The sequence below is a fragment of the Streptomyces sp. NPDC000880 genome (assembly GCF_053599675.1).
On record NZ_JBSFMS010000072.1, the window covers coordinates 15,941 to 34,168 of the forward strand.

Annotated in this window: 17 protein-coding genes and 1 pseudogene; 12 read left to right on the plus strand and 6 right to left on the minus strand. The window is 69.1% G+C overall.

Annotated elements, in window-relative coordinates; all coding sequences use genetic code 11:
* Window positions 1-153 precede the first annotated feature (153 nt).
* The 4 genes from ACWDO5_RS22440 to ACWDO5_RS22455 all read left to right on the plus strand — a co-directional run bounded on the left by ACWDO5_RS22440 (window position 154) and on the right by ACWDO5_RS22455 (window position 1,687).
* Window positions 154-480 carry a hypothetical protein gene (locus ACWDO5_RS22440; RefSeq protein ID WP_450532116.1) on the plus strand — a complete coding sequence of 109 codons (327 nt, stop codon included), beginning with the start codon at window positions 154-156 and terminating at the stop codon, window positions 478-480.
* 173 nt (window positions 481-653) lie between these two features.
* Window positions 654-1,022 carry a WhiB family transcriptional regulator gene (locus tag ACWDO5_RS22445; RefSeq protein ID WP_450532117.1) on the plus strand — a complete coding sequence of 123 codons (369 nt, stop codon included), beginning with the start codon at window positions 654-656 and terminating at the stop codon, window positions 1,020-1,022.
* Window positions 1,019-1,375 carry a hypothetical protein gene (locus tag ACWDO5_RS22450; RefSeq protein WP_450532119.1) on the plus strand — a complete coding sequence of 119 codons (357 nt, stop codon included), beginning with the start codon at window positions 1,019-1,021 and terminating at the stop codon, window positions 1,373-1,375. The genes ACWDO5_RS22445 and ACWDO5_RS22450 overlap by 4 nt, the downstream gene beginning before the upstream one ends.
* A 111-nt stretch (window positions 1,376-1,486) precedes the next feature.
* Window positions 1,487-1,687, plus strand: a complete 201-nt coding sequence (locus ACWDO5_RS22455) for a hypothetical protein (protein ID WP_450532120.1) — start codon at window positions 1,487-1,489, stop codon at window positions 1,685-1,687.
* Between the two features lie 69 nt (window positions 1,688-1,756).
* On the opposite strand, the gene ACWDO5_RS22460 is transcribed toward ACWDO5_RS22455, so the two are convergent.
* Both ACWDO5_RS22460 and ACWDO5_RS22465 read right to left on the minus strand, forming a co-directional pair.
* Window positions 1,757-3,121, minus strand: coding sequence for an ABC1 kinase family protein (locus ACWDO5_RS22460; RefSeq protein WP_450532121.1), 1,365 nt, complete (start codon window positions 3,119-3,121; stop codon window positions 1,757-1,759).
* Between the two features lie 65 nt (window positions 3,122-3,186).
* Window positions 3,187-4,335, minus strand: a complete 1,149-nt coding sequence (locus ACWDO5_RS22465; protein ID WP_450532122.1) for a ThiF family adenylyltransferase — start codon at window positions 4,333-4,335, stop codon at window positions 3,187-3,189.
* A 211-nt stretch (window positions 4,336-4,546) separates the two neighbouring features.
* Between ACWDO5_RS22465 and ACWDO5_RS22470 the strand changes: the two genes are divergently transcribed.
* From ACWDO5_RS22470 to ACWDO5_RS22485, 4 genes are all read left to right on the plus strand, one after another.
* Window positions 4,547-5,197 (plus strand): M48 metallopeptidase family protein, encoded by a 651-nt coding sequence (locus tag ACWDO5_RS22470; RefSeq protein ID WP_450532123.1) that lies wholly within the window; start codon window positions 4,547-4,549, stop codon window positions 5,195-5,197.
* 108 nt (window positions 5,198-5,305) lie between these two features.
* Window positions 5,306-6,919, plus strand: coding sequence for a TerD family protein (locus ACWDO5_RS22475; protein WP_450532124.1), 1,614 nt, complete (start codon window positions 5,306-5,308; stop codon window positions 6,917-6,919).
* Window positions 6,920-6,932: 13 nt separating this feature from the next.
* Window positions 6,933-7,613 (plus strand): AIM24 family protein, encoded by a 681-nt coding sequence (locus ACWDO5_RS22480; protein ID WP_450532125.1) that lies wholly within the window; start codon window positions 6,933-6,935, stop codon window positions 7,611-7,613.
* Between the two features lie 19 nt (window positions 7,614-7,632).
* The gene (locus tag ACWDO5_RS22485; RefSeq protein ID WP_450532126.1) at window positions 7,633-8,388 is read left to right on the plus strand and encodes an AIM24 family protein; all 756 of its coding nucleotides are present in this window, start codon (window positions 7,633-7,635) and stop codon (window positions 8,386-8,388) included.
* A gap of 61 nt (window positions 8,389-8,449) precedes the next feature.
* On the opposite strand, the gene ACWDO5_RS22490 is transcribed toward ACWDO5_RS22485, so the two are convergent.
* Together ACWDO5_RS22490 and ACWDO5_RS22495 are read right to left on the minus strand one after the other, a co-directional pair.
* The gene (locus ACWDO5_RS22490) at window positions 8,450-8,971 is read right to left on the minus strand and encodes an NUDIX hydrolase (RefSeq protein WP_450532127.1); all 522 of its coding nucleotides are present in this window, start codon (window positions 8,969-8,971) and stop codon (window positions 8,450-8,452) included.
* On the minus strand, window positions 8,968-10,386 hold the full coding sequence (locus ACWDO5_RS22495) for a zinc-dependent metalloprotease (protein ID WP_450532128.1): 1,419 nt from the start codon (window positions 10,384-10,386) through the stop codon (window positions 8,968-8,970). Before ACWDO5_RS22495 ends, ACWDO5_RS22490 begins: the two co-directional genes overlap by 4 nt.
* Window positions 10,387-10,578: 192 nt before the next feature.
* Between ACWDO5_RS22495 and ACWDO5_RS22500 the strand changes: the two genes are divergently transcribed.
* From ACWDO5_RS22500 to ACWDO5_RS22510, 3 genes are all read left to right on the plus strand, one after another.
* Window positions 10,579-11,706, plus strand: coding sequence for an SDR family oxidoreductase (locus ACWDO5_RS22500; protein ID WP_450532130.1), 1,128 nt, complete (start codon window positions 10,579-10,581; stop codon window positions 11,704-11,706).
* A 79-nt stretch (window positions 11,707-11,785) separates the two neighbouring features.
* Window positions 11,786-12,244: a molybdenum cofactor biosynthesis protein MoaE gene (locus ACWDO5_RS22505; RefSeq protein ID WP_450532131.1), complete on the plus strand. Its 459-nt coding sequence runs from the start codon at window positions 11,786-11,788 to the stop codon at window positions 12,242-12,244.
* A 422-nt stretch (window positions 12,245-12,666) separates the two neighbouring features.
* Window positions 12,667-13,755 carry a YlbL family protein gene (locus tag ACWDO5_RS22510; RefSeq protein WP_450532132.1) on the plus strand — a complete coding sequence of 363 codons (1,089 nt, stop codon included), beginning with the start codon at window positions 12,667-12,669 and terminating at the stop codon, window positions 13,753-13,755.
* Window positions 13,756-13,876: 121 nt separating this feature from the next.
* Here ACWDO5_RS22510 and ACWDO5_RS22515 read toward each other — a convergent pair.
* Both ACWDO5_RS22515 and ACWDO5_RS22520 read right to left on the minus strand, forming a co-directional pair.
* Window positions 13,877-14,146 (minus strand): annotated as a pseudogene (locus tag ACWDO5_RS22515) (dihydroxyacetone kinase); the annotation flags it as partial.
* A 328-nt stretch (window positions 14,147-14,474) separates the two neighbouring features.
* Window positions 14,475-15,059 (minus strand): PPA1309 family protein, encoded by a 585-nt coding sequence (locus ACWDO5_RS22520; protein WP_450532133.1) that lies wholly within the window; start codon window positions 15,057-15,059, stop codon window positions 14,475-14,477.
* Between the two features lie 136 nt (window positions 15,060-15,195).
* On the opposite strand from ACWDO5_RS22520, the gene ACWDO5_RS22525 reads away from it, so the two are divergent.
* Window positions 15,196-18,099: a UPF0182 family membrane protein gene (locus ACWDO5_RS22525; RefSeq protein ID WP_450532134.1), complete on the plus strand. Its 2,904-nt coding sequence runs from the start codon at window positions 15,196-15,198 to the stop codon at window positions 18,097-18,099.
* Window positions 18,100-18,228: the final 129 nt, after the last annotated feature.

An 18,228-nucleotide genomic window follows, 5' to 3' on the forward strand; every position in this document is an offset into this window, starting at 1 on the left:
GAGAAAATAGTTTGCGCCCGCCCCAGCAATCCCCATAGGTTCTTAACCACGGGAACAGCGACTTCTCTGAAGTCCTGTCCTCGTGCTGTACTTATCCGAATACGCGTGATCGGCCCCGGCCGGTCCCCGAGACGCCGAGAGGAGGCGATTCCAGTGATCAGCATCGAGACCAGCTTCATCAGCACCGCCAAAATGACCGATCGCTCGGTCGTCTCCGCCTGCTCGCTCGGCTTCTCCGCCGCGTTCAACGGCACCGGTGTGTCCGGCATCTCTGCCGTGCTTCCGGTCTCCGGTCTGGGCGGACTCCCCGTTCTGGAGCGCAATGAGCGACCGACCAAGGCACTGGAAGCAGCAGTAGCAGCGGCAAAGGCTCGGGCCTATGCCTTTGCGGCAGCCAGTGCCGGCACCAAGAAGCAGCAGACGCAGCACCACACGATGTGGGCCTTCCGTGGGCTCGAACCCTGGAGTGATCCAGCCTGATCCAGATCAGGCCGGCGCCTTCAGGGCCGCGGAACCCCACCAGGGATCCGCGGCCCTTCTGTTTTCCCCGAACGGGGTGGACGGAGCGAAGGGGCCTCGGGACAAGAAGCACTTGGTACCAAGCCGACACCCGGCCAACAGGCCGGACCGACCAGACGAGGAACGACACCGCCGTGCAACTCGAAGCGCACGCCCCGTCCGTACCGCCTTCCGAGACGATCCCCCCGCCCGCCCTCACGGAGGACTCCACCTTGACTCCGCTCACTGCGCTCACCGCGCTCGACGACGCCATCGAGAACCTCGGCGTACCCGTCCCCTGCCGTTCCTATGACCCGGAGGTCTTCTTCGCCGAGTCGCCGGCCGATGTCGAGTACGCCAAGTCCCTCTGCCGTACCTGCCCGCTGATGGAGGCCTGCCTTGCGGGCGCCATGGAGCGGCGTGAGCCGTGGGGCGTCTGGGGCGGAGAGCTCTTCGTCCAGGGCGTGGTCGTCGCCCGTAAGCGGCCGCGTGGTCGCCCGCGCAAGAACCCGGTTGCGGCATGACCGTCATCTCTTTGGGGACGACCAAACCCCCGCTGCGCACCGGAACCATCGACCGCCCCATCACGCACGATCCCCAGAAGCTGGCCCCAATGACCTCTTCCGCGAGCGAGCCGTCCGGCTCCGCCACTCCAGACGTCACCACCATCGGCGCGAACGCCTCGCGTCAGAACAGGACCCGTGAGATGCAACTCATCCCAGAAGCCATGGCTCGTGCGCATATGCACGAGCGCCTGCGGGAAGCCGACGCGGAACGCCAGGCCGTGCGCCTGCTCGCTGCCCGGCGGATGCAGCGCCGTGCGGAGCGCGTGTCGATGCGTGCCCGCAGGGCACTGGCCATGGCAGTCATGCACTGACCGCAGTCAAGGCACTGACAGCACACACTGACCCGGGTGCCGGTCCGGACGGACCGGCACCCGCGGTGCGTTGTCCCTGCGACTGGTTCCCGACGGGGCTATCGTCACGACGTGGACCAGCAGCAAACTCCTCACCCTGCGCAGCCGGGTGCCGAGAGCATCGTGTGTTCCCACTGCGGCGCCGTCTCCGAGGGACCACCGCCCACCTGGACCTGCTCCGTGGAGAACGGGACCCGTCACTACTTTTGCGACTACTGCGCACGGGCCAACATCAGGGCGATTGAGGGCAGGCTTGACTCGGCCTGGTGGTGACCGCCTCCCGCTGACCGCCTTCCGCTGACCCGCCGGCTGATGTGGCGCTCGGCCCGCGGCGGCGAACCCTCAGGCCTGCGCCTCGACCACTGTGATGTACTCCTCGTCCTCCGGCAGGAAACCGGGCAGCCACGACTCCAGTTCGTCCCGCAGCCGCACCGTCGCGTTCAGCTGGCACAGCACGCCGATCGTGCTCAGCGTCACCCGGTGGATCAGCAGGTACGCGGGCGGCAGATTGAGCTGCTTTCCCAGCTGATGGGCGGGGGAGCGGATATCCGCGATCCGGGCCGCCTGGGTGCGCATCCAGCTTCGGGTGAAGGTGAACTCCTCCACCTCCGCCGGCTCGATGATCGGCACCAGATACTCGAGCACCGCGTCCGGGTCGAGCTCTATGGTCTCCTTGACGAAGCCTTCCTGGGACAGTAGTTCGTAGACCCCCTCGGCCTCGCCCTCCAGCGTCATCCGCAGACACTCGCCGATGGTCGGAGGCAGTCCGCCGGGCAGTCGGTCCACCGTGCCGAAGTCCAGCACCCCGAGCCTCCAGCCCTCGCCGTCCTCCTCTGGGAGCAGCCGGAAGTTTCCCGGGTGCGGATCCGCGTGCAGCAGCCCCGTGCGGGCCGGGCCCGAGAAGAGGAAGCGGGCCAGCAACTGGCCCGCCCGGTCCCGCTGCTCGTTCGTGCCGCCGGTGATCACCTCAGCCAGCGGGATTCCGTCGATCCACTCGGTCACCAGCACCTGGTCGCACTGGTGCACCACATCCGGCACCAGCACATCCGGATCGTCCGCGAACTCCGCCGCATGCTCCCGCTGTGCCTGTCCCTCCAGCTCATAGTCCAGCTCCTCCGACACCCGGTCACGGAGCTCGGCGATCAGCGGCTTGATGTCCATGCCCGGGATCAGCGGACCCAGCAGTCGGGCGAAGCGGCTGAGCTGCGTCAGATCGGACAGCAACGCCTCCCCCGCCCCTGGGTACTGCACCTTCACCGCGACCTCGCGCCCGTCGTGCCACACCGCCCGGTGCACCTGGCCGATGGAGGCGGCGGCCGACGGCTTGTCCTCGAAATTGAGGAACAGCTCCCGCCACTCCTCACCCAGCCGCTCCTCAAGGACCGCGTGGACCGTACGCGTCGGCATCGGGGGTGCCGCGTCCTGGAGCTTGGTGAGGGCCGCGCGGTAGGGGCCCGCGATCTCCTCGGGGAGCGCCGACTCGAAGACGGACATGGCCTGCCCGAACTTCATCGCACCGCCCTTGAGCTCGCCGAGCACCTTGAACAGTTGCTCCGCCGTGCGCTGTTGCAGTTCCCTGGCCACGATCTCCGCGGACTTCCCGCCGATCCGCTTGCCCAGCCCCCAAGTGGCACGCCCGGCGAAGCCCAGTGGCAGTGCGGCCAACTTGGCGGTCCGGGTGACCGCCTTCCGGGGAAGATCAGACATGCGCCCCTCCAAATCCCAGACAGCCGTGCCGCGTGTGCCTGACGGCATTACTTCATTGACGGCGGTTACCCGGCCATTGTCTCGTGCAGCGGCCCGAACCCTGAGGTGTGCTCCCTCTCACTCTTCCCACCCGCGCTGCAGACACAGTCGAGGTGCGGCGGGATGCTCTCCGACCGCCACTCCAGCAGCGGCAGTGACGCCTCCCACCGCGCTCCCGTACTCGCGGGCAGCTCCCCGTCGAGGAACGACAGCGCATGCGCCGCGGTCAACCCCGCCACAGCCGTGGCCAGGGCGGCATCGCAGGCCGGCACCGCGCCGCGACGGCGGCCGGAGCGCCACTGCGCGAGCAGCCTGGGCCTGCCCGGGTCGCGGTCCGCCCGGCCCAGCTCCAGACAGCCGGCGCAGGCCGTGCCCCCGGGCAGCACCAGCGGGCCCACCACTGCGGTCGCTTCCACAACTCCCGCGTACAGATGGGGTGTCCCGGTGGCGATCCAGCCCTCGGCCGCCGCCGGGTCGGGCGCGTAGGCCGCCAGCCAGTCCCGCGGCGCCACCACGACCAGGGAGAGGCCGGGCTCGCCCGCGCCCGAACCCGCCGCCGACTCGGCCGCGCGCGGCGGGCGGTCGGGCGCGCACCGCCGCACCAACTGCCGGGCCGCCGCGTCGCGCCGCTCACCGACCGCCTCCGGTGGCAGCCCGCCGGGCGCCACGTCCCACGGCTCCGTACACCCGCCGTCCAGCACGTCGACCCGGCCAACCCCGGAGGCGGACAGCACCGCGGCGACCGTCGCGCCCACCCGGCCCGCGCCCCGGACCTGGACGCGCATCGCCCGCCGGGCCGCCAGACGCGCTGTCCCACCGCCCGGTTCCGGATGGACAACGGAGAGCGATGCCAGATCGGGGCGCAGCCGGTCGAGAGCGCCGGCCCTGTTCCGTAGCGCATCGGCCGCAGGACCGACTGCCGTCGGATCGTCGAGCAGACCGGCCGACGTCAGCCGCTTCACCAGAGCGTCCACCTGTCCGTCCGGCAGCCCTATCGCCCGTGCCTCCTCGCGCAGCAGCGGCAGCCCCCGGGTCCCGTCCAGCAGTTCGAGCAGGGCGCCTGTGGCCGTGTCCACCGGGCCGACCATCACCGCATGCGCGGGAGTCACCCCGAACTGCACGGTCTGCCGCTCCCGCCATGCCCGCCGCAGGGCAGGCTTCACCATCGGATGCATATCCACTTCCCCCGTCCACTTCCCCCGTTGGAGTGTTGTCGGATCTCCTCCGCGATCTGTTGTCAGAATGCACGGTCGCGATGTTGGGTGTGAAAAGTTATCCACAGGCACCGGGTATTAGTCGTTCAAATGGTGCACGCCATGGAGTGGATCAAGCTCGAACCGTCCCGGAGGCGGGACTTCCCCCACTGACAGCGGGTAACGTCGGGGCGTGTCCGTCGACCCGTCCCCTCGCTTCGCTGGGGAGACCCCACCCCATCGCCTTGCAGGCGAGGGCCCACCGCACAGCGCCGGAAGTCAACAGCGCAGCGCGACAAACCGACCGGCCCGCGGATCGGGGACGAGTGCGGTCGAGGTCCGCAGGAGCGCCCGGCGCAGCAGAACGGTCTCGGCCTACCGGGAGGGCGACCGGACCATCGTGCTCATCCCCGCCCGGATGTCGGAGGCGGAGGAGCAGCGCTGGGTCAGCGTGATGCTCGACAAACTCGCCGCCCAGGAGAGTAAGCGCACCCTCGGCGACACCGAACTGGCCGAGCGGGCCGAGCGCTTGTCCGCCCTGTACTTCGACGGACGCGCAAGACCGACATCCGTGAGATGGGTGACGAATCAGAACACCCGTTGGGGCTCGTGCACGCCGGCCGAGGGCAGCATCCGCCTCTCGCACCGCCTGCAGGGGATGCCCGAATACGTCGTCGACTATGTACTCGTCCATGAGCTTGCCCATCTCCTCGTGCCGGGGCACGGGCCGCGGTTCTGGCGGCTCCTCGAGGCGTATCCCCGCACCGAGCGGGCGCGGGGCTATCTCGAGGGCGTCGTCGCCGCCGACCGGCTGCCGCATTTGCCCGCAGCGCTCGGAGAGTAACCGTCGACGGTCCTGTACCGAATGTGTACCGGCTTGGCTCAATGTCGCACTCAGCCGTTAGCCTGACGCGACGGATTCACATTTCGGGATGGGGGACGGTCGTTACGCATGGCCAGGGAATTTCAACGCGGCCACAAGGCCAAGATCAGTGATCTCACGCCGGGAACGGATCTGTACGTAGGTGTGCAGATCGCCGCTCCTGGGCTGACCTTCGACATCAGCTGTTTCGGACTCGACGCCAACGAGCAGCTCTCGGACGACCGGTACTTCATCTTCTTCAACCAGCCCAAGTCGCCCGAGGAGTCCATTCAGCTGCTCGGCGCGCAGGCCGGTGACACCGAGTCCTTCCGCGTCACTCTCGACCGCATTCCGGCGAACATCCACAGGCTCTCTTTCACCGCGACGATCGACGGCGCGGGGCAGATGTCGAACGTCGGCCCCGGCTACATCCGCATCGTCGCGGGCGGCGAAGAGGTCGTGCGGTACGCCTTCAACGGCTCGGAGTTCACCACCGAGCGCGCCGTGATGCTCGGCGACTTCTACCTGAAGGACGTGTGGCGCTTCACCGCCGTCGGCCAGGGCTTCGACGGCGGACTCGACGCGCTGCTCAAGAACTTCGGCGGCGAGGTCGCCGAGGAGCAGCCGGCCGCGCAGCAGCCGCAGGGCGCAGCGCCGTCGTTCGCACCGCCCGCGCAGGCCACCGCGCCCCCCGCGTTCGGCGCACCGCATGCCCCTCAAGCGCCCCAGGTGCCGCAGCCCGGGCCCTCCTTCGGAGCACCGGCCGCCCAGGCCCCGGCATCGGCCCCCGCCCCTCAGCAGCCGAACCCCCAGATGCACTCCGCGCCCACCATCGCGGCTCCCACGACCCCGTACGGACAGCCGCCCCAGCCTCCTCAGTACGGCCAGGTGCCGGGCCAAGTCCCCGGCCAGATGCCGGGTCAGGTCCCGGGCCAGCTCCCGCCGGGTGCGCCTTCGCCGTACGGACAGCAGGCACCGTCCCCGTACGGACAGCAGCCTCCGGGTGTCCCGCAGGGCGTTCCCCAGGGAGCCCCGCCGACCGGCGCCGGTCTCCAGGCCGCGCTGCAGCCCTACCGCGAGACCCCCACCGGCCAGCGCTGGACCCCGCAGAACCAGCAGCTCATGCGGGTAGACCTGACCATGGGCGGCGCGCCCGTCCTCGCCCGCCAGGGCAGCATGGTGATGTACCAGGGCAAGGTCGACTTCAGCTACAAGGGCGCCGGTTTCGCCGGGCGCATCGTCGGCAATGCGACCGGCCAGGAGATGCAGCTGATGCGCTGCACCGGCCGTGGCCAGGTCTTCCTCGCCGAGAACGGCGCGCATCTGCACTCCATCGAGCTGCAGGGGGACGGCATCTGCGTCTCCGCGGAGAACGTCCTCGCGTTCGACGAGTCCTTGCAGCACGAGGTCCGCAGGATCGAGGGCCACGGCATTCCTGGCGGAGCCCTGTTCACCATGCAGTTCCAGGGCACCGGCACGGTCGTCGTAAAGACCCACGGCATCCCCGTGGTTCTCCCGGTCACGCCGACGACCTTCGCCGACTGCAACGCCGTCATCGCCTGGTCGGCAGCGTCCCAGGTGATCCTCTCCAGCCAGGTCCGGCTGCGCCGCAACGCGTACCCGGGACACAGCGGAGAGACCGTCAACCTCCAGTTCCGGGGCGCCCCCGGTAACTTCATCGTCGTCCAGCCGTACGAGGTCTGAGGGAGCCCGAAGAATGAACCAGCAACTCGCGGGCTTCGCCCCGACTCCGATCACGGCCCGGATGGAGAACCACGGCCGCACCATGCTCAAGGTCGCCATGGCCACCGGCCAGGACCTGTACGCACGCACCGGCTCGATGGTCGCCTACGAGGGCTTTGTCCAGTACGAGCCGAACCCGCCCGCCGTCCGCCAGATCGCCTCCCAGTGGGTGACCGGCGAGGGCGCGCCCATCATGAAGTGCTCCGGTGACGGGCTGCTCTACCTCGCCGACTATGGCGCGGACGTCGTCGTCATCAACCTCAACAACGACTCGCTCTCGGTCAATGGCACCAATGTGCTGGCCTTCGACGCGCACCTCCAATGGGGCGTCGAGAAGGTCAAGGGCCTGGCCAAATTCGCCGGCCAGGGTCTGTGGAATGTGGAGATCGCGGGCACCGGCTGGGTGGCCCTCACCTCGCGCGGCACCCCGATCGTCGTCGACTGCGGCCGTGGCGAGGACGAGACATATGTCGACCCGGACGCCCTTGTCGCCTGGTCCCCGAACCTCAAGGTGAAGGGCAAGCGCAGCTTCAAGGCATCCTCGCTGGTCGGGCGGGGCAGCGGTGAGGCCTACCAGATGGCCTTCTCGGGCCAGGGCATCGTCGTCGTACAGCCGAGCGAGGACAGTACCGACCGCCTGCGGATCCGGCACTGAGGGGGAGCGAGAACACACCATGCAGAGTCCGCTTTTCAGCTACACGGAACAGCAGTCCCAGGACCGGTACGTCGTGCAGAACCCGCAACTGCTGCGGGTCGCGCTGACCGGCCACGACGACATCCTCGCCCGCAAGGGCGCCATGGTCGCGTACCAGGGGCTTGTCGACTTCGACGGCGAGTACCAGACGAACAACCAGCGGCGGGCCCGCGCCAACACCGGTGAGGGCCTGGACCTGATGCGCTGCTCCGGGCAGGGCACCGTCTACTTCGCCAACCTCGCGCAGTACATCCATGTCGTGGACGTCGACCAAGAGGGCATGACGGTCGACAGCGCCTACGTCCTGGCTCTCGACTCCACGCTGCACACCGAGGTCATCGCGGTGGACAGCCAGTACGGAATCTCCGGCTCCGGGAAGTACCAGCTCAATATTTCCGGCCGGGGCAAGGTCGCGCTGATGACCTCGGGTCAGCCGCTGATGATGCAGGTCACGCCGGACAAGTACGTCAATGTCGACGCCGACGCGATCGTCGCGTGGTCCTCCGCACTGCGGGTCCAGATGCAGGCGCAGACGCACTCGTCCGGCGTACGGCGAAGGCGCGGCAACACCGGCGAGGGCTGGGAGTTGAGCTTCCTCGGCCAGGGCTTCGCCCTCGTGCAGCCCAGCGAGGTCATGCCGCCACAGGCCGCGGAGATCGGGCAGGGCATGCGTGCGCAGTATGGCATGGGCCAGCAAGGCGCCCACGCCCAGAACCAGAACAACGCCTGGAACTGACGAGCAGGGACGCACGGGTAAGGGGCGGTCTCCCGGGAGACCGCCCCTTACCCACGCTCAGTCACAGTGCTGCGAGCGTACGCTCCAGCAGTCGTACGACCGACTCGTCGGCCACGTCCCCCACCTCGTCGTACGCGAACCAGCGCAGATCCAGCGACTCCTCGCTGATCTCCTCGACAGCCCCTGCCGGCGCCATCGCCGCGTACTGCACATCGAGATGCCAGTGGCAGGGTGCCGGAATCGCATGCCGGTCCAGCCGCACGGGACCGCCGGGCAGCAGCGTCAGCCCGCGGATCCCGGACTCCTCCGAGGCCTCGCGCATCGCGGCGTCCGCGAGCGTCGCGTCGCCAGGCTCGCAGTGCCCGCCCATCTGCAGCCACATGCCGAGCTTTTTGTGCAGCGTCAGCAGTACCCGCCCGCGCTCCGGATCGACGACCAGCGCGCTCGCCGTGATATGCCCGGCCTCGCAGGCCTTCCACATCCCGTCCGGGTGTGCTGCCAGATGGTCCAGATAGCGCTGTCGCAGCTCTTCTTGATACCCGTAGCTCTTAAGTACGAGAACGGCGTCGTCGTGCAGGCTCACTGGTCCTTGTCGTCCTCGCCGAGGTCCTTGTCCTTGTCGAGCTTCGGCTTCCCGCCGCCCGCCGCCTCGCCGAGCATCTTGTCCAGCTCCGAGAAGTCGAGCTGCTCACGGTGGACGAAGCCGTCCGGGTCGTCCAGGTCGGTGGCCGTCGGCAGCATGTCCGGGTGCTCCCACAGGCCGTCGCGCCCGTCCACACCCCGCGCGTCGGTGAGCGAGGCCCACAGCCGGGAGGCGTCGCGGAGCCGGCGCGGTCGCAGCTGAAGGCCGATCAGGGTCGCGAAGGTCTGCTCGGCGGGACCGCCGGAAGCGCGCCGCCTGCGCAGCGTCTCGCGCAGGGCGTCCGCCGAGGTCAGGCGCCTCGACGCGGCCTCGTGCACTACTGCGTCCACCCAACCCTCGACCAGCGCGAGCGCGGTCTCCAGACGAGCCAGCGACGCCTTCTGCTCCGCGGTGTCCTCCGGCTGGAACATGCCTTGCTGGAGGGCCTCCTGCAGCTGCTCGGGCTGAGTGGGGTCGAACTGGCCGACCACGTCCTCCAACTTGGTCGTGTCGACCTTGATCCCGCGGGCGTACGCCTCGACCGCACCGAACAGATGCGACCGCAGCCACGGCACATGGGCGAAGAGCCGCTGGTGGGCGGCCTCGCGCAGGGCGAGATACAGCCGCACCTCCTCCTTCGGCACGCCGAGGTCCTTGCCGAACGTCCCGATGTTCAGAGGCAGCAGTGCCGCCTTACCGGCCGGGCCGAGCGGCAGGCCGATATCGGTCGAGCCCACCACCTCACCGGCCAGCACACCCACGGCCTGCCCGATCTGCTGGCCGAACATCGCGCCGCCCATGGAGCGCATCATGCCGATCAGCGGGCCTGCCATGGCCTGCATCTCCTCCGGCAGCACATCGCCCATGGCCAGACCGACACGCTCGGCGACCGGATCGACAAGCTGCTGCCACGCGGGCAGCGTCGCCTCGACCCACTCCGCGCGGCTCCACGCCACGGCGGTGCTCGCCCCGGAGGGCAGGGACGTCACGCTGTCCAGCCACAGATCGGCGAGGCGCACGGCCTCCTCGACCGCGGTCCGCTCGGCCGGGCCCACGCTCGCGTCCTTGGTGCCGTCCTGAGCGCCCTGGGAGACCGTCTGGCGCGCGATCTGCTTGGCCATGTCCCAGTTCACGGGACCGCCCTCGTAGCTCAGCATCTGGCCGAGCTGCTGGAACGCCGCGCCCAGGTCATTGGGGTTCAGGGAGCCGAACATCGCGGCGAACGGATTGTCCGCGCCTTCCCCGAAACCGAAAGGATTTGCCGGGGACGGCCCGCCGGAGCCCTGGCCACCTCCGGCGGGATCCTTCTTCTTGCCCTCGTCGCCGTTCTCCGGCTCCTCCGGCGGAAGGCCGAATCCGAATGGGGTGTCACTCACGGGGTTCCTCGGCTCGTAGGGCCGCCGGCTTCCTGCCGACGGCGAATGCCCGACAACACCACCCAGCGTAGACATCCGGGCCGCATATGGGCTCGGGTGCTCCGCCGACTCTTGGCCTGCGGCAGGATGGACGCCACCTGGTGCGCACGCGTCATTCGCGTTCGTACTGAAGACAACCGCTGGAGACGCCTGGTGAGTTCCCCAGATCCGCAGGTTCGCGCAGCGCGAAACCCCTCAACCCAGACCCCAGGTCGCGGGTCGGCCGGCCGTGGTCCCGTCGTCGCGGTCACTGGCGCCGCCTCGGGCGTCGGTGACCTGCTCACCCGGCGTCTCGCCGCGTCCGACGAGATTAAGCAGGTCATCGCGATCGACGAGCGCCGGGGCGAGGTTTTCGAGGCGCAGTGGCACATTCTCGACGTGCGCGATCCGGCCATCGCTGAGAAGCTGCGCGGCGCGGACGTGGTGGTGCACCTGGCGCTCGACCTCGACCTGGAGACCGACTCCGCCGCCCGCACGGCGTACAACGTGCGCGGTACACAGACCGTGCTGACCGCCGCGGCCGCGGCCGGTGTCCATCGGGTCGTCCTGTGCACATCGGCGATGGTCTACGGCGCGCTGCCCGACAACGACATCCCCCTGTCGGAGGACGCAGAACTGCGTGCCACCGCCGAGGCCACGGGGGTCGGCGACCTGCTGGAGATCGAACGTCTGAGCCGCCGCGCGCCGCGCGCCCACCCCGGGCTCAACGTCACAGTCGTAAGGCCCGCCGTCCTGGTGGGCGGTACTGACACCGCGCTGACCCGCTACTTCGAGTCGCCGCGTCTCCTCGTGGTTGCCGGATCCCGTCCCACCTGGCAGTTCTGTCATGTCGAGGACCTGGTGAGCGCACTGGAGTACGCCGCGCTGGAGAAGGTGGACGGCGAACTGGCGGTCGGCTGCGACGGCTGGCTCGAGCAGGAGGAGGTCGAGGAGCTCAGCGGCATCCGCCGGATGGAGCTGCCCTCGGCGGTCGCCCTGGGTGCGGCGGCCCGGCTGCACCGGATCGGCCTCACCCCGTCCCCGGCCGGGGACCTGGCGTACACCATGCACCCCTGGGTGGTCAGTGTGAGCCGCCTCCATGACGCGGGCTGGCGTCCTCAGTGGACGAACGAGGAGGTCCTCGCCGCGCTGCTGGAGGAGGTGGAGGGGCGCCACACGGTCGCCGGCCGCCGCCTCGGCCGCAAGGACGCGACCGCTGCGGGCGCCGCGGGAGCGACGGTCGCGCTGCTCGGTACGGCCGCGCTGGTACGGCGCGCGCGCAAGGCGCGGCGACGTCTGTAGGAGGCTCCAAGCAGGCGGGTTCCCGGCCGGTCGAATGGGCTATTCCGCGATGTCAGTGGCGTACGGCACGATGGACGGCATGGCAAGCTACCACCACCCTGGCGAGCAAGCGGCGAACGACCCCATCCGCCTGCTCGCGATCCGTGACACCCCGCTCTCCGTCGACGAGGTGTTCGCTGCCGTCGGCGACGACGCGGCGGGCGGCACTGCGCTTTTCGTCGGCACCGTGCGCAATCACGACGGCGGCGCCGATGTCGACACGCTGGGGTACTCCTGCCACCCTACGGCCGAGGCGGAGATGCGTCGTATCGCTGAGAAGGTCACGGCGGAATTCCCCGTTCGGGCGCTCGCCGCCGTCCACCGTGTGGGTGACTTGGCAGTCGGCGATCTGGCGGTCGTCGTCGCCGTATCGTGCCCGCACCGCGGGGAGGCCTTCGAGGCGTGCCGGAAGCTGATCGACGACCTCAAGCACGAGGTGCCCATCTGGAAGCACCAGACATTCTCCGACGGCACGGAGGAGTGGGTCGGCGCCTGCTGAGGTGGTGGCGGGTCGGAGTCGGCTGAAACCCGGTCGGCTCCTATGCGCCCCGATTTGCGTAACCGCCCCCCTGGCCTGAGCGTTGAACCGGTGGATGACTAGTCTGTGCTGATCGTTCAGTTTCGTTCGCTCATGGGGTAGGGAGGTCGCGATGGCAGCACTCGCCTGGTTGCTGATTCCGCTTTTCGCTGCCGTCGGGGCTGCGATATGGGGAAGCTGGGCTTCACGGAACCGGACGACTGGGGATGTTGCCGAGCTTGCCGGTTATGCGAGATTCCGCGATGCGATGGAGAAGACAGGCTCCGGTACTGACGCCGCCTGACCTTTGTGTGACCCAGCCGACCGTACGCAGAGTTGCCAAGTCGCCCCGTACGTAGCGGCCCCGACGGTGGTCTGAGAGACCCGTCCCGTACTGTCGTTCCATGCCACGCCGCACCGCGACGATGCTCGCCTCCACCTTGACTTTCATCGCGCTTCTCTGCGCAGGGGTATTCATCACTGTGCCGTACTCGGAGATGTCGCCCGGGCCGACGGTGAACACGCTCGGTGCGGCTGGTGGCGAACCGGTCCTGCAGATCTCCGGCCGCAAGACGTACCCGGCGGCCGGTCATCTCAATATGACGACGGTCAGGGTCACCGGCGCGGACTACAAGATGAACCTCGTCGAGGCGGTGTACGGCTGGCTGGCCCACGACAATGTGGTGGTGCCGCACGACACGCTCTATCCGGGCGGGAAGACCGAGGAGCAGTCGACTCAGGAGAACGCCGAGGAGTTCAGCCAGTCGCAGGAGAGCGCCAAGGTCGCCGCGCTGAAGCAGCTGAAGATCCCGGTGAAGTCGCGGGTCGTGGTCTCCACGGTCCTCAAGAACACGCCGTCGGAGAACCGGCTGCACGCGGGCGACGTCATCCGCGCCGTCGACGGTACGACGGTGAAGGAGCCCGGCGACGTGGCCAAGCTGGTCGTGAAGCACAAGCCCGGCGAGGACGTGGTCTTCACGATCGTCCCCGCGAAGGAGGCGGCCGCCGCGGAGAAGGCGGGCAAGGAGCCCGAGGGCACCGAGAAGGTCACGATCACCACGGTGAAGGCGGACACGGGCGACCGGGCGATCGTCGGCATCCAGGCCGGGACCGACCATACGTTCCCGTTCGGCATCGACATCAATCTGGCGGATGTGGGAGGTCCCAGCGCGGGCCTGATGTTCGCCCTTGGCATCGTCGACAAGCTGACGCCGGGGGACCTCACGGGCGGGAAGTTCGTGGCGGGGACCGGCACGATCGACGACCAGGGGAAGGTCGGTCCGATCGGCGGGATCGAGATGAAGCTGGTCGGGGCGCGTAATGCGGGCGCGAAGTACTTCCTGACGCCGAGTGAGAACTGCGCGACGGCGGCGTCGGACATTCCGGAGGGGCTGACGCTGGTGAAGGTGAACACGATCGACGACGCGACGAAGTCGCTGGAGAAGATCAAGTCGGGCGACATGGCGGGCCTGGTGGGCTGCTCGGCGAGCTGACGCCGGGGTCTTGGCGGGCCTCCGCGGCGACGCCGCCCGGCGGGGCTCCCTCTTGACCGGCCGCCTCGCGCGGCGCCTGCCTCGCGCCGAGCGGCGGCGAGCGCCTGCCTCGTCCGCCCGCCTCGGCCGCTCCGCAGGTCGGGATGAGGGTGACTCGTACGCCCTCGGTGCGGGCCTGTTCGGCGGCTGCCGCGGCGGTGTGGCGGAGCTCCGCGGAGTTCGGGAGGAGGATCATCTCGCGCGCGTGGGCGCGGCGGATCGCGTCGACCAGTTCGCCGCTGGCCGGCGGCTCCCCCGGGCGGGCGAGCACCGTTGTGGCACCCGCCTTGGCGCACAGGCCCGCCAGGCCCTCCCCGGGGACGACCACGACAACCGCCCGCTGCCGCGGAGGCTCCTTCGCGCCGCCGCACTGGCGTGTCCCGCGCTGTGCTCCGCTCCAGCGGCCGCGTGGTCCGGCGGAGTCCGCTCCGCACCAGCATTCCCCCGACCCGCTGCCCGCCCCGAGCCCCAGCTCCAGCGCGCGCCGCGCGCCATGCGCGCGCCCCTGCACCGCTGCTGCCGCGGCTCGGCTCCCAGCGCCCACGTGCCCGGCCGCTGCGCCGGGCTCGGCACCAGGGGGCACTCCGCCCGACCGCGCCTCGCGCGCGCCCACGGCAAACCGCCGTACCCGGTCCCTGGCCCGACCCGGTACGGCGGTTTCCTCTTGCCGTCAGGTCTGGCTACGCCTCGAACGTCGCGGCAAGCGCCTCCGCGAGGCCCGGGACCAGGGCCGAGCCCGTCAGGACCTCCTTCGGGGAGTCCTTTTCGCGCAGGCGCAGCGCCGACTCGCGTGCGCCGTCGCGCAGGGCCGCCACCGTCATGCGGACCTCCTGCCGGTCCGGATGGGCCGCGACCCACTTGGTCAGAGCCTTGTCGTCGAGGCCGTCCGGGACGGAGGCCTCCGCCGACGGCGGGAGCATCTGGCGCTCCACCGTGAGCGCGCAGCCGGCCACGGCGTCCGGCCAGGCGATGGTGGCCAGAAACTCGTCCAGCGGTGTGCCGGCCGGGATCTCGTCCTGCTCGATCGGGGTCAGCGGCGCGGCCGCATCATCGCCGTCGAGGCCGAGCTGGGCCGCGAGGTCCGGTTCCTGGGAGCGCAGTTGCGCGGTGTCGACGAGCGCGAAGAGCCTGGCCGGCTGGTTCCAGCCGAGCCCGGATGCGTACTCGTCGATTTCTAGTACGGCGCGAGTCAGCGGGCTCGCGGCGATCGGGCCCGACGCCGGAGGCGGCTGATCGGATGGGGTGGAAGGGGAAACGTTGGACATGGCTAATATCCTGCCTCCTTCCGGCCCCAAGACGGGAACTAGGTAAAGCCTCAGTAAGTTGCAGTAGTGGGCTCTACGATCGCGGGGCCCGTTTCACACGACCGCGAACTTCGAGGTGCGCACGTTGGCTTTCCAGATGCCGGACCGCGGCGGAGGCCCGACCGGGCCACGGATCAGAGTGGGCCGGCCGTCCCGGCGTGTCCGCACCCTGCTCATGACACTGGGCGTCCTGGCCGTGCTGGCCATGGCGTTCGTCATGTTCGCCGGGTTCTGGACCGACTGGCTGTGGTACCGATCGGTTCATTACTCGTCCGTCTTCACCACCACCCTGTGGACCAAGGTCGGACTGTTCGCCGTCTTCGGCCTGCTGATGGCCGTGGTTGTCGGCCTGAACATCTGGCTCGCGCACCGGCTGCGACCGCCGCTGAGCGCGATGTCGCTGGAGCAGCAGAGCCTCGACCGGTACCGGATGGGCATCGCCCCGTACAAGAAGTGGGTGCTCCTCGCGATCACCGCTCTCGTCGGGCTGATCGCCGGAGCCTCCGCCACCGGTCAGTGGCGGACCTGGCTGATGTGGGTCAACGGCGTCCCGTTCGGCCAGAAGGACCCGCAGTTCCAGATGGACGTGTCGTTCTACGCGTTCAACCTGCCCTGGTACCGGTTCCTGCTCGGCTTCGGCTTCGCGGCCGCCGTGCTCTCGCTGATCGCCGCCGCCCTCACGCACTATCTGTACGGCGGACTGCGCATCACCAGCCCCGGCGCCCGGGCGACGGGCGCGGCAACCGGCCATCTCTCGGTGCTGCTGGGCGTCTTCGTCTCGCTCAAGGCCGTGGCGTACTGGCTCGACCGGTACGGCCTCGCGGTGAAGTCCAGCGACTTCAAGGCCACCGGCAACTGGACGGGCCTGCGGTACGTCGACGCCAACGCCTACCTCCCGGCGAAGACGATCCTCTTCTGCATCGCAGTCATCTGCGCCGTGCTCTTCTTCGCGACGCTCTGGCGCCGCACCTGGCAGCTGCCGGTGATCGGCTTCGGCCTGATGGTCCTGTCCGCGATCCTCATCGGCGGCCTCTACCCGGCGATCGTGCAGAAGTTCCAGGTCCAGCCGAACGAGCAGGCCAAGGAAAGCCCGTACATCAAGAAGAACATCGAGGCCACACGGCACGCGTACGGCATCGACAAGGCCAAGCCCGAGGACTACTCCGGCAAGGGCGACCCCAAGCGGAAGGCCCAGCAGCGCACGGACGCCACCACGGCGGCCAGCTACCGCCTGGTCGACTCGAACGTCGTCTCACCCGCCTTCCAGCAACTCCAGCAGGAGCGCAAGTACTACCAGTTCCCCGCGACCCTGGACGTCGACCGGTACACCGGCCCCGACGGCAAGCCGCAGGACACGGTCATCGGTCTGCGCGAGCTCAACATCACGGGCATCCAGAAGCGCAACTGGATCAATGACCACTTCACGTACACCCATGGCTATGGCGCGATCGCCGCCAAGGGCACGAACACCGTCACGGACCCCGACAAGGGCACCGTCGGTTCGCCCGACTTCACCGAGTCCGGGCTGCCCACCTCCGGCCAGCTCGGCAAGTACGAGCAGCGGATCTACTACGGCGAGAAGACCGAGCAGTACTCCATCGTCGGCGGCCCGCAAAAGGAGCTCGACTACGAGAAGAACGGCGAGGAGACCACAAGCTACAAGGGCAAGAGCGGGGTCAACCTCTCCAACCCGCTGAACCGCGCGGCGTACGCCGTCGCCTTCAGCGAGCCGCAGATCCTCTACTCGGGAGCTGTCGGCGACGGCTCGCGGATTCTCTACAACCGCACGCCCAAGGAGCGCGTCGAGGCGGTCGCCCCCTGGCTGACCATCGACGGCGACGCCTACCCGGCGGTCGTCAACGGCCGCATCCAGTGGATCGTCGACGCGTACACCACGACCAACGGCTACCCCTACGCCTCGCGTACGACGCTGGGGGACACCACGGCCGATTCGCTGACCACCAATCAGCGCGCGGTCGTCGCCCAGCAGAACCAGGTCAACTACATCCGCAACTCGGTGAAGGCCACCGTCGACGCGTACGACGGCACGGTCAACCTGTACCAGTGGGACACCGAGGACCCGGTGCTCAAGACCTGGATGAAGGCGTTCCCCGGCACGGTGAAGCCCAAGGGCGACATCGCACCGGCGCTCAAGGCCCATCTGCGGTACCCGCAGGACATGTTCAAGGTGCAGCGCGAGCTGCTCACCCGGTACCACGTCACCGAGGCCGAGCAGTTCTACAGCGGCAGTGACGCCTGGCAGGTGCCGGACGACCCGACGAACAAGGACACCAGCGCCGTCCCGCCGTACTACCTGAGCCTGAAGATGCCCGGGGAGAAGGACCAGAAGTTCTCGCTGACGACGACGTTCACACCGGCCGGACGCCCCAACCTGGGTGCGTTCATGGCGGTCGACGCCGACGCCACCAGCAAGAACTACGGTGCGATAAGGCTGTTGAGAGTCACCGAGACCGTGCAAGGTCCACAACAGGTGCAGAGTGAGCTCAACGGTGTGCCGGAGGTCGCGACCTTCGTCCGGGACCTCAGAGGCACCGACTCGGACATCGAGTACGGCAACCTGCTGACGGTGCCGCTCGACGGCGGGTTCCTCTACATCGAGCCGGTGTACGCACGGGGCGGAAGCGCGAACTATCCGCTGCTGAAGAAGGTTGCCGTCGCTTACGGCGGAGGCAAACCGGTCTTCAAGGACAGCCTTACGGACGCGCTCGACGCGGTCTTCGACCAGAACGGCGCGCAGCAGCCACCGCCGACGACTACACCACCGCCGGGCGACACCACCAAGCCGCCACCGGCGACCGGTGACGCGGCGCTCAAGGCTGCGATCGCGGACGCCCAGAAGGCGTACGACGATGCCGAGGCCGCGCTGGAGAAGAAGCCGACGGACTGGGAGGCGTACGGCAGGGCGCAGACTGCCTTGCAGGACGCGCTGGAGCGGGCCGCGGCGGCGCAGGCCGGCCCCGCACCGCAGCCCACCCCATAGGGCCGCTGAGCAGGCACCATCCCGCGTCGTGGTACGGTTGCAACACAACGACGCGGGGTGGTGTCGTTCTCGTCGCGGCCTGGGCCGGCGACGACACACCCCGGGCACGCTTCGACGCGCCCGCGCTCT